Genomic DNA, 14,915 nt, shown 5'->3' on the forward strand with positions numbered 1-14,915 from the left:
CAACCTTATTCATTGTGTTTACGTAATAATCCGGCAGCATAGCGGTATTGATCCACCAACCGATAAGAATGTGCAGGTCATGGCTTTCAGCGAACCAAGGTCTCCATTTTTCAAGTGGATCGTCTCTTCCGCGCAGAATCTGAGCGTGGACAATCGTCAGGTACTCCTCGCCAATCTGTTCACGCGCACCGCGTCGATCATTTTTGCGTCGATCTGCGAAATCAGTGTCTGCGCAACTGCTTTCTACCTCTATCCGAATGCGCTGTACGCGAGCTGGGGCAGTGCCGTCGTCGCGTTGCTGATCGCGCGCCTCGTGCTGATCTGGTTGTGCTGCACCCGCAGCGCGCGCGGCCAGCCGACTCCCACGTCCGCCTTCTTATTCGCCAGCGTGCTCTGGAGCGCGTTGTTCGGCTACGGTTCGCTGCTCTGCAATATCAGCGGCGACCCCACACTTTTTCTGCTCGGAAACGTTTGCGCGGTCGGTGTGATCGGCGGTTTGGCGGGACGCAATGCCGGCACGCCGCGTCTCGTGATGTTGCAGATCATCTTCATTCTGAGTCTGCTGGGTGTCGGCGCCGCATTGTCGCCCGGCTCGGGCAAACTCGTGTTGCTGTTTCAGGCGCCGTTCTGCGCGGCGGGTTTTTTCACCGTCGCGTTGCGCAGCAATCGCGACACGGTGGCTTTGTTGTCGGCGCGCGAAAACAGTCATCGTCTGGCGCGGCAGGACAGTCTCACCGGCTTGCCGAATCGCGCGCGGATCAGCGAGCTGCTGTCGGAGCGCACCGAATTGGGCGTGCTGCGCGAGGGGCAGTCGTTCGCGGTGCTGTTGATCGATCTGGATGGGTTCAAGGCGATCAACGACAGTCTCGGCCATGCAGCCGGCGATCAGATTCTTCAGGAAGCCGCGGGTCGTCTGCGCGACGTGCTGCCGGTCGGTGATCTCGTTGGCCGGCTGGCGGGTGACGAATTCGTCGCCATTTCCGACGGCACCGTGGAAGCGCGCGACGTTCGCATTCTCGCCGACCGGATCGTCAAGGCGCTGGCCCGTCCGTTCTCGCTGAGCGAAGCACTCGTGCATATCGGCGCGAGCGTTGGCGTGTCGCTCTATCCCGAGCATGCGCAGACCGGACCGCAATTGCTGATTTGCGCCGACCGCGCGTTGTATTCCGTCAAACGCAGCGGCAAGAGTGCGTATGCGTTATTCGATGCGTCAAGACATGCTTCGGATGAGAGCTTGAGTCTGCTGCGCAGCGACCTGGAAGGCGCATTGCAGTCGTATAGCGGCCTACGCATGGAGTATCAGCCGATCGTCGATCTCGCCAGCGGTATCGTGGCCGGACGCGAGGCGCTGATTCGCTGGACGCATCCGAGTCGCGGCGAACTGTCTCCTTCCGCGTTCATTCCAACCGCCGAACGTACCGGCCTGATTCTGGCGCTCGGCGAATGGGCGCTGCTGCAAGCGTGCAAGGAAGCGGTCACCTGGCAGGACAAGGTGACGGTCGCGGTCAACGTGTCGCCCGTGCAATTGCGCGAGGAATCGTTCGCGTCGAGCGTGGCGGCGATTCTGCGCAAGACGCGGTTGCCGCCGGTCAGATTGAATATCGAAGTGACGGAAACAGTATTGCTGAACGACGATGTCGTGACGCGGCGCAACGTCGCCAGGTTGCGCGCGTTGGGTATCGGCCTGGCGCTCGACGATTTCGGCACCGGTTTCTCGACCATGTCCACACTTGTGCGCTTTTCGTTCGACAAGCTGAAGATCGACAGTTCGTTCGTGAAGGAATCGGTGCATCGCCGCGAGTCGGCCGCCGTGGTGCGCGGGATCGTTGCGTTGGCACGGGAGATTGGCATACCGACCACCGCCGAAGGCATCGAAACGCAGGAGCAACTGGACTTCGTGCGCGTGTGCGGTTGCACGCATGCGCAGGGTTTTCTGCTCGGCAGACCGGTACGGGGTGAAGATATCGCGCGCATCGACGAGCGGTTAGACGCGCCTTCTATCGCGAAGCAATGAACGGTGGCGTGAATGGAGGTTGAAGCCGGATTGGCTTCGACATCGGCACAAGAGGCAGAACGACCATGACGTCTACATTGCAATTCCAGTTGAGACTCACGATCTCGCTCGAGCATGCGGATGCGTTACGCGCCGATTCGTCCGGCGCATCGCACCCTGCATTGCGTGATGTGCTGCACCGGCACCATGCGACGCTGAAGTGTCAGTACGATGCATTCGCCGATTACGTCAGCGAGGCGGAGCAGTCCGGAACGGAAAACTATCCGCTTTACGAGTGGACACGCGCGACGATCGAGAATCCGCAAAAGAAAGCAAAGTACCTTCGATCGTTCACGGTCTATGTGAACGATGCCGAGGTCTACGATCAGTCCGTTGCCGATAGCCTGGAAATGGCCCTGCGAAATCTGATCGGCGAGTACGGTATCGAGGGCGTCTCGCGCTTCGATACGAACCCCGCGAACAATCCGCAACCGCCCGCGCGTTAACGTGCAGATGACCGGCTAGTATCCCGTCGCCATTTGTCATGCTCGTTTGACATTTGACGACAAGCCGCCGGGATCGTGAGAGGATGCTATTTCACTTTTTCTCGAGGAGAGCGCCATGGGACTCTTGGACGAAGCAGGAAAGATTGCAGGGGCTATTGCGGCCGTCGAAGCAGCTGAAAAAGTGGACCCGGAAGCCGGTTTGCTGACCAAAGGCATTGCGGCTGTAGCCGGTTTCGAAGGCGCCGGTAAGCTGGAAGAAATGGTCGAAAAGAAAGACGACCAGAAACAGGACGACGCCGACGCGCAAGCCACCGACGACACCGCTCCGCAAGCTTAAGGCATCACGAAGAATCACGAAGTCCGCTGGCGCTGGATCCATCTGATGGATCTGGCGCGCAGCGGACTTTTTCATTGCGGCTTCGTCATGGCGCTCTCGCGCATTCGCACGCCCTCATCCGCATTCCGCAAGCAATCGATTCCTTTCATTAAGTTGATCGAATCACGAAATACGTCGGTGATTTGTAATCGACCCGCGAATCGTACCGTTGCACTCACCCGCCGCATTCCCGCACGACTGTTTTCATCCTTCATCCGGCTGTCATCGGCGCGCGGCTAGGATCGTTGCTGGCCGTTGCCGACATCCTTCCACCCCGATAAAAGAAAACAGACATGTCGAACAAAAAAGTTGCCGAAAACGCGTCTTCCGAACAAGGCGCCTCCATCGTTTCGCGTCGCGGTTTCCTGAAGTTTGCCGGTGCGTCCGGTTTCGCCACCGCCGCGAGTACATTCACGTCGGCGGCACGCGCCACCGACAGCGTGCCGGACGGCACGCCCGAACAGATCCATCTGACGTGGGGCAACGATCCGTCGAGCGAAGCAACGGTGTCGTGGGTCACACTCGCGCAGGCCGTGAAGCCGCTCGTTCGCTTCGGCGGCGCAAGCGGCAACAAGCACACGGTGCATGCCGTACAAAGCACCTACACCGACGGCCTCAATGGCGAGACGGTGTTTGCGTATCACGCGCGGCTGCGTGACCTGAAGGCCGACACCAGCTACGAATACGAAGTCACCGCCGAGAACGACAGCAACGCCGCGCAACCCTTCACCGCGAGTTTCCGTACCGCGCCGCGCGGCCGTGCGCCGTTTCGCTGGACCAGCTACGGCGATCTCGCGACGCCGAACACCGGCTGGGTGTTGTCCTCGCCGCAGAGCCGCTTCGCGGTGCAGGCCGTCGAACGTTTCCAGCCGCTGTTCCATCTGCTCAACGGCGACCTGTGCTACGCGAATCTGAATCCGATGCATCAGCCGGACGTGTGGCGCGACTTCGGCAACAACTGCCAGAGCTCGGCCGCGAACCGTCCGTGGATGCCGTGCCCCGGCAATCACGAACTCGAATTCAATAACGGCGAGCAAGGCCTCGCGTCCTACCTCGCACGCTATACGCTGCCGGACAATCACTCGCGCTTTCAGGGGCGCTGGTACAGCTTCCGCGTGAGTTCGGTGCTGTTCATTTCGCTCGACGCGGACGACGTCGTCTACCAGGACGCGGCCGCTTTCGTCGCCGGTCCCGCTCCGCTGGTGCCCGCGGCCAGCACCGGCAATCCGCCGATCCAGCCGGGCACGTCGCTCTATGTGCGCGGCTATAGCGAGGGCGAACAGACGCGTTGGCTCGAACGGACCCTGCGCCATGCATCCGAGGACGGCGAGATCGACTGGATCGTCGTGCAGATGCATCAGGATGCGCTGAGTTCGTCGAAGACCGGCAATGGTTCGGACAAGGGCATCCGCGAGGCATGGTTGCCGCTGTTCGATCGCTACGGCGTGGACCTCGTGCTGTGCGGGCACGATCACGATTACGAGCGCAGCTATCCGGTACGTGGTTGCAATCACAACAAAGGCACGGACATCGCAACGGGCCGCCCGGTCGATACGTTGCAGCCGAAGCCGGTGATGTCCGCGGTGTCGCCGGGCGCGTCGACGTTCGATACGAGCCACGGCACGATCCACCTGATTCTCGGCGGCGGCGGCACGAGCGCGCCGCTCGATGTGTACGGTGTCGATGCCGGCACGGGCCTGCCGCAAGCGCGCATTTTCACGCGCCCCAATCGTCCGGCACCGGCCGCGGCGGCCGGCACGTTCGCGCGCGCCAACGCCGATGCGGTGGAAGATGCGATCTGGTCCGCGCAGCGCGATACGGGCACGGGTTACGGCATCGCGGTGTTCGACCACGATCCGGGCGAGCGCGGCGGCGAAACGACGATCACGATGAACTACTATCACGCGCCCGGCGCGGATCAAACGCCGACACCGGATTACGAGCTCTTCGAAACCATCGAACTGAAGAAGAAACGGCGCGGATAACGCGACCGAATGGCATTGCATCTTTTGTTACACGTCTTACGGACAGGCGTTTTGATCGTTACAAAACGCTTTCATTTTGCCGGTTATACTCGGCGCCGTCCTCAACACAAAAGAGCTTTGCCATGTCGAAGAAACTCGTTCAGATGCTCGGTATCGCGGTACTCGCAACCGCCGCGTCCTTGCCGGCCATGGCCGGCGACATGAACAACGCGCTGGGCGGCGCACTCGGCGGCGTCGCCGGCGCGGCCCTCGGCGGTGCGATGGGCGGCAGTACCGGCGCCATTCTCGGCGGTGCGGTGGGTGGCGGTGCGGGCGGCGCGGTGACGTCGAATCGTCGCGAGCGGACCGGCGCGATCATCGGCGGCGCATTGGGCGGCGGGGCAGGCACGGCGGCCGGCAATGCGATGGGCGGCCGCTCCGGCGGTCTCGTCGGTGCAGCATTGGGCGGTGGTGCGGGCTCCGCGCTCGGCGGCAACATGTCGCGCTCGAACTCGTACTCGGACGACTATTCGCGTGGCTATCGTTCGGGCCGGCGTCATCATCGGCATCGTCACTACGATTGAGTGTCCCGTGACGGCGTGAGCGCGGCGAACGTCGATTGACGTTATTCTCCCTGCAGCAAGCGGGACGACGCACGCGGCGCTCGCCGCCGAAATCGCCGTGACGTCTCGCGTTTTAACGGCGGTTTTAACGCCACCTGCGAGGAGACGCATCAACATGCCACGAGTGTATTGCGCAGGTCCGCTCTTCAATGCGGCCGAACGCGCGGAAATGGATTCGATCGCGCACACGCTGGAAGCCGCGGGCTTCGCGACATTTCTCCCCCACCGCGACGGCCTGGAGTTTGCACGACTCAAGCCGGAACTCGAAAAACTCGGCGCGTCGGTGGACGAGGCCGCCCACATTCTCGATCGGGCGATCTTCAGCCTCGATACCCATCAATTGCTCGAACGCTGCGACGCCGTCGTCGTCAATCTGAATGGACGTGTGGCCGACGAAGGCACGGTGGTGGAAGCGTCGCTCGCCTGGCACGCGGGTAAGCCGTTAGTGCTTTTCAAGGCCGATGCGCGCTCCATGCTCAGCGGCTCCGACAATCCGATGCTGAGCGGACTCGGCGATTTTCACGTGATCGATCGGATCGCGGCGTTGCCGCAAGCGGTGCGCGCAAGCATCGACGAAGATCGTGCGGGGCGCGTCGCTCATACGCTTGCCACCGGCGCACGAATCGCTTCACTGCGCGAGCGCGGCGGTGACCTCGACGCGCTCGCGCGGACCTTGTTCGACGCGTTCAAACAGGCGTCACCGCGCGCGGCCGATTAAGCGCGGGCGATCAAGGCGGCAGCACCAGCGCGCCGCATCCGGTATCCGTGACGAAGGTCGCCAGCAGTTGCGCTGGATGCACCGGATCGGGATTTTCCGCGAAGGTGTGCAACGTGCCCGGCGGTTCGAACCACGTTTGCCCCACTTTGTAATCGATCGCGGGACCGCTGTTCAACTGCGAGCGGACAGTCCCCTGCAGCACGACCGCCGTCACCGAACCCGGATGACGATGCGCGGGCGTGAACGCGAGCGGCGGATAGTCGACGGTGATCGTTGTGATCGATTTGCCGGGCACATTCGGCAGCGCTTCGCACGACAACACCTTGACCACCGATGTGGGCCGGCTCGCAGCGCCGGCATTGGCGCCCGACGATGCCGCGGCCAGCAGCGGCGTATTGCCGCCGTCGTTTACCCCCGCACCGCAGAGCGTTGCCAGCCAGTCGATCGCGGAACGCGGCGCCGCCGGGCCGAGCGATAGCGTGGCGACGGCGACAGCCGCGAAAAGCGCAGGCTTGCCGAGTGCTGGATTGAACCGGTGGAACGAGCGTGACCTCGGTCGTGTGTTCATACGCGCACCGTCCGGCGCATATCGGCATGCCAGCCCAATGTGCGTTTGGCTTTCGCGCTGGTGACTTCGGCGTCGTCCTGCGCGAAGTTGTACACGCCGAACTTGTCCTGTTGCAGCACCAGCAGCGCCGCATAGGCCGCCGCATCGACGTGCAACGGACTGGCCCCCCTAGGCGCATCGGCGCCCGTACCGGGACCGTAGAGATGGCCGTAGCGCAGCACAGCGGCAGTCAGGGTCTGCACTTCGAGTACCTGCCGTTCGAGCGACACGACGCCCCGCACGCTGATGCCGCGCATGCCTTCGGCGTCGATGTCGAGCGGACTCTCTTCGTCGTATGGCGTGACGCCAGGCCGATAAGCCCACGCAATGCTTTGCGCGATGATCCGCTGCGCGCCCGCCGCACGTGCGGCGGCAAGCAGATTGCGGGTGCCCTCGTCGCGAATCCGCGCGTTGCCCTGCACGGCTTCGGCCATGCGCGCGGGATCGAGGCCAGCGGGCAGATCCGTCAATTGATGAATCACGCTCTGCGGTGCGATCGCGACGAGCGCGTCACGCAACGCGTCCGCGTCGAATACGTCGACGACGACCGGTTCAACGCCCGCTTTTTCCAGCGCTTTCGCACGCTCGGCGCGACGCGTGCTGCCGAACACGGTGTAGCCGGCATCGATCAACAGCGGCACCAGCGCGCTGCCGATCGCACCCGTTGCGCCCGCAACGAAGACCTTGTGTGCCATTTTCCCCTCTCTTCCGTAAGCGATATAAGCGATAGCGAATGTCCGCGACGGCCTGCCGTGCGTCCGATGAAGAGCAGAATAGGGCTGTTAATGGTTGGCAAAAAGGTCCATTATCGATAAATTGATTAGGCCAATTTGACGAGGGAAGACGTGCGGCGAGCGGAGCGGATCGAACTGGTATTGGCGCCAAGGCCGGAGGGCGTGTCGTTGCAGCGCTGGCTTTACGACGAATTGCGCGCGGCGATTCTGACGGGACGGCTGGCGCCGGGCGCGCGTCTGCCGTCCACGCGCGATCTTGCGGCGCGCTTCGGTCTTTCGCGTGGGACCGTGCTCGGCGCGTTTGCGCAGCTCGACGCGGAAGGCTACCTCGCGGGCGCCGTCGGGCGCGGGAGCTATGTGGCGGCCGAGTTGCCGGATCGGCGTATTGACAGCGGCGTGCGTGGCGGCCGTAGCGCCGATAGCGATCGCGGCGATCCCCACGAGCGTCAGTCGCTCAAAAAGCACGATGGCCGACCTTCGCCGCGCGCAGCCAATACCAGAGGTGACGACGCGGGACATCGGCATCAGCCGGCCGTTACGCTATCCGCTCGTGGACGTCTGCTCGCGCGCAGCGCGTTTCAACTGAGCGGCCGCTCGATTCCCGCACGCGCGTTCCGCGCGAGCCAGCCTGACCTCGACGCGTTTCCCTTCGATCTATGGGCGAGGCTGGCAGCCAAACGCACGCGCCGCACGCAGCGCGACTTACTTGGCGATGGTGAAGCGCAAGGTTACCGGCCGCTGCGTGAAGCGATCGCCGCTTACGTGGGCATGTCGCGCGGCATCGCGTGTTCGGCGGATCACGTCGTGGTGCTGGGCAGCGTTCAGCAGGCAATCGATCTGAGCGCGCGTCTGCTGCTCGATCCGGGCGATGTCGCGTGGATCGAAGACCCCGGCTATCTGGGCGCGCGTTTCGTCTTCGAGGCGGCGGGTGCGCGGGTGGTCGGCGTGCCGGTCGATGCGGGCGGACTCGATGTGGAATGGGCGCGTCGGCACGCCCCAGATGCGCGTCTCGCGTTCGTGACGGCGGGACGGCAAGCGCCGCTCGGACCGCCGCTCGCACTCGAACGCCGCCTGTCGCTGCTCGAATGGGCGCGCTCGCGGGGTGCGGTCGTCATCGAGGACGACTACGACAGCGAGTATCGGTTCGCGGGTCATCCGCTTGCCGCGCTGAAAAGTCTCGACGACGACGGTCACGTGATTTACTGCGGCACGTTCAGCAAGCTGCTGTTCCCCGCGTTGCGCACCGCGTATGCGATCGTGCCCGATCGCCTGGTCGAGCCGTTCGTGACGGCGTTGTCGCTGACGACGCGGCATGTGCCGCTGGATCAGCAATCGGTGCTGCACGAATTTATCGCCGACGGCCATTTCGGCCGGCACATCCGGCGCATGCGCGTGCTGTATGGCGAACGCGCCGAGGCGTTGGCGGCGGGCGTCGCGCGGCATCTCGCCGGTTTGCTCGAGGTGGCGCCGATCGTCGCGGGACTCGACGCGCCCGCGTTCCTGCCGCCCGGCACCGACGACAACGAAGCCGTGCGCCGCGCGGCGAATGCGGGCATCGAGACGCGCGCGCTATCGCGTCATGCGGTCGATCGGCCCGCGCCGGCGGGACTGGTGCTTGGGTTCGCGTCGGTGGGTGTCGAGGACATCGAGTCGGGTTTGATTACGCTGGCTCGCGCTATCAGTCCGATGCGGCGTTCACACGGAAATCGCGGATAAACGATCCAACGAGGCGGGAATTTCCTTTTCCAGCACGCTCATGATGACGCGCGTTCTTGACGGAACAGGACGCGCGCACAGTGCGTTCAATTCAAAGCCCGGCACCGTGTAATGCGGAAGCACTCGCACCAACTGCCCGCACTCGATTGCATCGGCGCAGACCGGCTCCTGAAGTACGCCGATTCCCGCACCCGCGATCAGCAACTCATGGACCGGTCGCCAATGACTGACGCTTATCGCTGGCGATACCGGCGCGGAAACCGGCGTCTGCCCGTCGAGTAGACGAAGCATGCCATCGCCGAAAAGACCCATCACGCGAATGAATGGATGCGCGATCAGTTCATCCGGATGAGCCGGTATTCCACATCGCTCCAGATAAGCCGGCGACGCGACCAGTACGCGCCGAACATGTCCCAGTCGACGCGCGGTAAAACTGCCTTCGCCCAATTGACCCAATCGCAACGAAATATCGACCCCTTCGGTCACGGGATCGACCATGCGGTCGTTGAGGATCAGATCGATGTCGAGTTGCGGATGCTGCTCGCGAATGCCCAACAGGATGCGCGGGAGGACGGTTTCGCCGAGCCCTTGCGGCGCGGCGATCCGGATCACGCCACGGAGTTGCGCGAGATCCGGATGCGAAACGGCGGCACAGGCTTCGTCGGTGGCGGCGACGATCTGCTTGCATCGTTCGTAGAAGAGCTTGCCTTCGTCCGTGCACGACACGACGCGCGTACTGCGCCGGAGCAGCTTGACGCCAAGATGTTGTTCGAGCCGTTCGATGCGCTCGCTCACGGCAGGTTGTCCAATGCCGAGGTCGCGCGCGGCCCTCGACATATTGCCGCGCTCCACTACCCGCACATAGATTCGCATCGCCGCCAGTAGATCCATGCGCCGTATCCTATCAGTTCCACCGATAGCTGTTATCGGGCGCGGCGGCCTACCGGCATGAAGGCGTCGAACGTTACCGTGACGAACATCGACACTTCGTTACGTTCGCGCTTATGTCCCGACTCGATTTCAAGCTTCTCGGTCCGTGCCTGCTCGCCATTGCGATCGACGCAATGGGATTCGGCCTCGTCTATCCGATGATGTCGGCTATCTTCAGCGACCCGCACGCGGGTGTGCTCGCCAGCAATACCTCTATCGCCACGCGCAATTTCTACCTCGGATTGGGCTACGGCATCTATCCGTTCTTCATGTTCTTCGGGTCGTCGCTCATGGGCAATCTGTCCGATGGGTACGGCCGCCGAAAGATCCTGTTGCTGTGTATCGCCGGACTCTCTGCCAGCTACTTCCTGATGGCGTTCGGTGCGCTGTACGCGAGCGTCTGGCTGCTGCTGGGCGGACGCGGGTTGAGTGGACTGATGGCCGGTTGTCAGGGTATCGCGCAAGCTGCCATCACCGATATGAGTACGCAGCAAAACAAGGCGTACAACATGAGCATCATGTCGCTGGCGTTCAGTGCGGGCGTGATTGTCGGGCCGGTGCTGGGCGGCGTCACGTCGGACCGGACGCTCTCGCCGTTGTTCAACTACGGCACACCGTTTCTGCTGGTCGGCGCGCTGTCGGCGGCGTGTGCGATCTGGACCGCGTGCTCGTATCGCGATGCGGTCGCGGCGCCGGGAAACGCGCGCGTCGATTTGCTGCTGCCGCTGCGCATCATCTATCAGGCCGCGACGCACGGGAAGGTCGCATTTCTGTCCGTGGTTTTCTTTCTGATGCAGGTGGGTTACGGACTTTATCTGCAAACGATCATGCTGTTGCTGCAAACGCGGTTCCACTATTCGGGTTCGCTGCTCGGCCTGTTCAGTGGTTTGATCGGCGTGTGTTTCGTGCTCGGTCTACTGTTCGTCGTGCGCTGGATGCTGCGGGTCTGGAACGTGGTCGAGATTGCCATGACGGGGTTGTTGATTGCGGGTGTCGGTCAGATTCTGTCGGCACTGTTTCCACGCGAGATGGTGTTGTGGTGCCTCGCCATGCTGGTCGGTTGTTTCGATATGGTCGCGTACACCACCATGTACACCGCGTTCTCCGATGCGGTCAGCGCGGAACGTCAAGGTTGGGCGCTGGGCATTGCGGGCTCCGTGATGGCGCTCGCGTGGGTCGTCACCGGCTTGCTGACCAACCTGTTGCCGGTGTTCGGAGAAACGGGTTTGCTTCTGGTCGGCGGCGTCAGCTTTCTGGTGAGCTTTGTGATGATGTGGGCCTATGGACGTCTGCACTCGCGTTCGCATTCGACGAGTCATACGAGCGCGAGCGCTTGACCGGATAGAGGGCACTGACTGTTTTGTCTGCGTTTCCCGGCGAAAGAAGACGAATGTGCCGGGCCTGCGGCGAAACGCGGGCCCGGCATGCCGGCAGGCTGTTGTTTCGCGCTACACGTCTATCTCGATGTCGATCTCCCAACTGAAGTAACCGCGAATTTTTTCATCGCCCCCAAGCACGATGAAGTCCGCGGTGCAGGACACTTTGCCGGCCGCCAGCACTGCGGCGCGCCAGTAGTGCTCGCTGATCTTCTGGCTCGTCGGTTGCAGCAGATCGGCCGGGTCGGGCACGGAAAGCGTGGCGTCGCGCGTTACCGCTTCCCAAGGTGCGATGACATTCGCGTCGCTCAACGTGAAGCGATAGAAGACCACGCTTTCGTGCGCCCGCAACGACAATGCGCTCGCACGCAGATGCAGTTCGTCCCCGGCGTTCAGCGTGGCGGCGATCCGGCTGTCGTTGTGGCCGATCTGCTGCGCGTCGGCGGCATTCACGACGTAGACGTGCACGCCGTCGATCGGCGTCGGCGCGTCGGCATCGAGACTGACGTCGGGATACGCAGTCAGCAGCGTAGCGGCATCGACGATGACGAGGACATCGTCATGCTGACCTGACATAGGCTCTCTCCCGCGTGACAAGTGACGAAAAGCGGGCGAGCCGCCGCGTGGCGGCTGCCCGCTCTACGGCATCAGTTGTGGATCGAGATGAACGGATCCCACGAGAAGCAGCCGTTGGACTTGCACGCGCGGTCGATGATCTGGAAGTTGAAGTGATACGTCACACGACCTTCCTTCAGCATTTCCGACGACCAGTAGTAGTTCGCGACCTTTTGGCAGGTCGGCACGGCCGGATTGCTCGTATTCGGCACCGGGATCGACGCTTCCGCCATCCGCGGCGTCGGCGTCGAGATCAACTCGTTGCCCACGTTGCCGATAAACCGATAGAAAATCGCCTGCGTTTCGAAGCCCAGCGAGAGGCTCGTTTCACGCCACCGGATCAGATCGCCCACTTGCGCCTTGATGTCGAGTTCGCCACCGGCCTGACCGGAGATCACGTTGTCCTGATTCGTGATCATGTAGACGTAACGCGGATCGATCTGCGTCGGCGCGTCAGGGTTTTTGCTAGGGTTCGGGTACGCTTGCAGGATGGTTGCGGTATCGAATGAGACGAGAACATCGGTCACGCGTGACATAGGAACTCCTAATTAATGTAGAGGGTCTTGCCGCTGCACGAACTCGCGTCGGGCGGTTCTGGACGCATGGTGTTCATGCTTTTTCCGAAAGAACCGCAGACGAAATATAGGTCGATGGATTCAGGTACGTAGCTGCCAGAACAGACAGGTACACCGCGTGTCGAAATAGCCTATGGTCGATTTTTTTCGCCGGCCGGCCTTGAAGCGATAGAGTTTGAAACCGACGTTTGTATGGGGCACGCAACCTGCGCTATCTGAGATGCGTGACAACTTCAAGTCAGTGCGAGCGTTGTCACGCCAATCACGAATCCGACATTTTTCCGACACGCGCATGTCGTAGCGTTCCAGTTTTGCAAAGCGTCGCGGCTCTTCATTTCCAAAAAAGCCTTGCCGGAATCTTACTTTTGACGAAACCACTTGCATTCGGCGTCACGCTACTCCTCGCTGTCGTGGGTGTCGTCTTCGCGATCGGCGCGCCGTTCCTGCTGGATTTTCACGCGACACTGACCGGACTGAAAGCCGCCCCGCCGAATCTGATCGTGGCGCTGGCGGCGAGCGCATTCATCAGTGCAGCGGCCAAAGCTGGCAAACAGCAATTGATGCAAACGGCGCTGGGTCTGCGCATTCGCCTGCGGCGCACGCTAGCGATTACATTCATCACCGACGCGGCGTTCCTGAGTTCACCATTCGGCGCGGCCGGTTACGGCGTGAACCTCGGACTGTTGCAACGCGCGGGCGCTTCGTGGACGCAAGCCACCACGGTCGTGAGCGGCGATCAGGCACTCGATCTCGCATTCTTCGCCGTTGCGGTGCCGGTCTCTTTTATTTCCTGCATTGGATTGCTGGCCGGCGTGATGTCGCCCAAATCTCTGCAGATGGTTGCGGCCGCATTCTTTACGATGCTCGTATTAGCCTGCGTGTTGTGGGTCGGCAGGCGAAAACTCGTGGCATGCACCGGCGGCGCGATGAGACGCGTCGGCATCACGTCCCGGTTTCCTGAAAAGTGGCGCGGTTTTGTGATCAACGTGCGTGACGAGTGGCGTCACCTGTTAAGTGGCTCCCGCTGGCGGCTCGGCGCGCTGCTGCTTCTAACGACAACGCAATGGCTGCTCCGCTACGGCGCGCTGTGGTTCATTCTGCTGAAGCAGGGTTATGCGTTGCCGCCAGGTTTCGTGGTGGCCGTTCAGGCGCTGGTGCTGCACGCCGCGTTATGGACAGGTATTCCGGCGGGTGGGGGTGGCGGCGATCTGGGACTTGCTGCCGCGTTCGGCGCGTGGGTGCCTCACGCGGCGGTCGGCGCGGCACTCATTCTGTGGCGCTTCGCGACGCTTTTCTGTCCGTTGGCCTTGGGGGGAGTGGGCATGCTTGCGTTGACCCTCGCCCGGGTTCGGGTCAACGGACGCGGTTGAACCTGAAGCGTGCTTGAGCCGCATTGGCTCGCCATGCACTATCGCGAACTGTCGGGCGTACCTTTCATTCGCGTGGCGAACGAGACGCGTCCGTGACGCACTCTGAGTTGCAGCAACTGGATGGTTTGTGAAATCAGTGCAAGCGGATAAACCGCTTTCAGCAGATCGGAGATCATCCGGCACTCGGCACGCACGCCGCGCCAATAGCCGAGCTTTTCCGTCTTGCGTGCCTGAGTCACGTGAGGCCAATGCGTGACCGCGATTCTCATGCGCCGCTCGATAATCAACCGGTTCATGAATACCTCGATGCCGAAACGCGGCAGCGCCTGAATCTGTTCGAGCGCCGCATACAGCAGCGCTTTCTTGACGACGCGTTCGCCCGAAACGAAATCGAGCCCGATTGCGCGGAATAGCGCGAGGCTGTTTTGCCTCAGGCTGATGCTGACCTCCGCGCGACCCTTGAGAACCGGTGCGGCAAGCGCGCTGATGTGCTCGGCGGCGAGTCCTTTGAGATCCGCGTCGAGCAGCATGAGCAGATCGCCCTGTGCCGCCGCGATACCGTCCACCATGGCGGCGCTTTTCCCGCCGTTCTTGCCGCGACGTATCAAGCGAACATTGGGAAACTGTTCGACGACTTCCACTGTGCCGTCGCTGGAACCGTCGTCGACCACGATCACTTCGCCTAACGCCGGATGCACGGCGGCGACCGCCAATACCTTGGCGATACGCGGTGCTTCGTTGTACGCGCAAATGATGCAGGAAATGAACTGCGAATTGTGAGCAGACGGGCTGGCTGTCATAGTTGGGCAGAA

At 62.3% G+C, this 14,915-nt stretch carries 16 protein-coding genes; 10 read left to right on the forward strand and 6 right to left on the reverse strand.

What is annotated here, in order from left to right; translation table 11 throughout:
• The first annotated feature begins 79 nt into the window (after positions 1–79).
• From LFL96_RS28470 to LFL96_RS28500, 7 genes are all read left to right on the forward strand, one after another.
• Positions 80–2,014, forward strand: coding sequence for an EAL domain-containing protein (locus LFL96_RS28470; RefSeq protein ID WP_281001232.1), 1,935 nt, complete (start codon positions 80–82; stop codon positions 2,012–2,014).
• A 65-nt stretch (positions 2,015–2,079) separates the two neighbouring features.
• On the forward strand, positions 2,080–2,499 hold the full coding sequence (locus LFL96_RS28475; protein WP_281001233.1) for a hypothetical protein: 420 nt from the start codon (positions 2,080–2,082) through the stop codon (positions 2,497–2,499).
• Positions 2,500–2,614: 115 nt separating this feature from the next.
• Entirely contained in the window at positions 2,615–2,836 is a 222-nt protein-coding gene (locus LFL96_RS28480) for a hypothetical protein (RefSeq protein WP_281001234.1), read from the forward strand.
• A 45-nt stretch (positions 2,837–2,881) separates the two neighbouring features.
• Positions 2,882–3,115 carry a hypothetical protein gene (locus LFL96_RS28485; protein WP_281001235.1) on the forward strand — a complete coding sequence of 78 codons (234 nt, stop codon included), beginning with the start codon at positions 2,882–2,884 and terminating at the stop codon, positions 3,113–3,115.
• Positions 3,116–3,168: 53 nt separating this feature from the next.
• Entirely contained in the window at positions 3,169–4,860 is a 1,692-nt protein-coding gene (locus LFL96_RS28490; protein WP_281001236.1) for a metallophosphoesterase family protein, read from the forward strand.
• A 122-nt stretch (positions 4,861–4,982) separates the two neighbouring features.
• Positions 4,983–5,423, forward strand: coding sequence for a hypothetical protein (locus LFL96_RS28495; RefSeq protein WP_281001237.1), 441 nt, complete (start codon positions 4,983–4,985; stop codon positions 5,421–5,423).
• A 154-nt stretch (positions 5,424–5,577) separates the two neighbouring features.
• Positions 5,578–6,180: a nucleoside 2-deoxyribosyltransferase gene (locus tag LFL96_RS28500; protein ID WP_281001238.1), complete on the forward strand. Its 603-nt coding sequence runs from the start codon at positions 5,578–5,580 to the stop codon at positions 6,178–6,180.
• Between the two features lie 10 nt (positions 6,181–6,190).
• Here the strand turns inward: LFL96_RS28500 and LFL96_RS28505 are convergent, their stop codons facing one another.
• Together LFL96_RS28505 and LFL96_RS28510 are read right to left on the reverse strand one after the other, a co-directional pair.
• A complete protein-coding gene (locus LFL96_RS28505; protein ID WP_281001239.1) occupies positions 6,191–6,748 on the reverse strand; it encodes a cupin domain-containing protein in 558 nt (185 codons plus the stop codon).
• Positions 6,745–7,482 (reverse strand): NAD(P)-dependent oxidoreductase, encoded by a 738-nt coding sequence (locus tag LFL96_RS28510; RefSeq protein WP_281001240.1) that lies wholly within the window; start codon positions 7,480–7,482, stop codon positions 6,745–6,747. The genes LFL96_RS28505 and LFL96_RS28510 overlap by 4 nt, the downstream gene beginning before the upstream one ends.
• A gap of 135 nt (positions 7,483–7,617) precedes the next feature.
• On the opposite strand from LFL96_RS28510, the gene LFL96_RS28515 reads away from it, so the two are divergent.
• Positions 7,618–9,237 (forward strand): PLP-dependent aminotransferase family protein, encoded by a 1,620-nt coding sequence (locus tag LFL96_RS28515; RefSeq protein ID WP_281001241.1) that lies wholly within the window; start codon positions 7,618–7,620, stop codon positions 9,235–9,237.
• Here LFL96_RS28515 and LFL96_RS28520 read toward each other — a convergent pair.
• Positions 9,217–10,128 (reverse strand): LysR family transcriptional regulator, encoded by a 912-nt coding sequence (locus LFL96_RS28520; RefSeq protein WP_281001242.1) that lies wholly within the window; start codon positions 10,126–10,128, stop codon positions 9,217–9,219. The two genes, LFL96_RS28515 and LFL96_RS28520, sit on opposite strands and share 21 nt — an antisense overlap.
• Before the next feature lie 113 nt (positions 10,129–10,241).
• On the opposite strand from LFL96_RS28520, the gene LFL96_RS28525 reads away from it, so the two are divergent.
• Positions 10,242–11,504: an MFS transporter gene (locus LFL96_RS28525; RefSeq protein WP_281001243.1), complete on the forward strand. Its 1,263-nt coding sequence runs from the start codon at positions 10,242–10,244 to the stop codon at positions 11,502–11,504.
• A 111-nt stretch (positions 11,505–11,615) separates the two neighbouring features.
• On the opposite strand, the gene LFL96_RS28530 is transcribed toward LFL96_RS28525, so the two are convergent.
• Complete coding sequence (locus LFL96_RS28530; RefSeq protein WP_281001244.1) at positions 11,616–12,119, reverse strand: AidA/PixA family protein; 504 nt, start codon at positions 12,117–12,119, stop codon at positions 11,616–11,618.
• A gap of 71 nt (positions 12,120–12,190) precedes the next feature.
• Positions 12,191–12,694, reverse strand: a complete 504-nt coding sequence (locus LFL96_RS28535) for an inclusion body family protein (RefSeq protein WP_281001245.1) — start codon at positions 12,692–12,694, stop codon at positions 12,191–12,193.
• A 350-nt stretch (positions 12,695–13,044) separates the two neighbouring features.
• On the opposite strand from LFL96_RS28535, the gene LFL96_RS28540 reads away from it, so the two are divergent.
• Entirely contained in the window at positions 13,045–14,103 is a 1,059-nt protein-coding gene (locus LFL96_RS28540; protein WP_281001246.1) for a flippase-like domain-containing protein, read from the forward strand.
• 38 nt (positions 14,104–14,141) lie between these two features.
• Here the strand turns inward: LFL96_RS28540 and LFL96_RS28545 are convergent, their stop codons facing one another.
• On the reverse strand, positions 14,142–14,903 hold the full coding sequence (locus tag LFL96_RS28545) for a glycosyltransferase (protein ID WP_281001247.1): 762 nt from the start codon (positions 14,901–14,903) through the stop codon (positions 14,142–14,144).
• Positions 14,904–14,915: the final 12 nt, after the last annotated feature.

This window comes from Paraburkholderia sp. D15 (assembly GCF_029910215.1).
Taxonomy (GTDB): Bacteria; Pseudomonadota; Gammaproteobacteria; order Burkholderiales; family Burkholderiaceae; genus Paraburkholderia.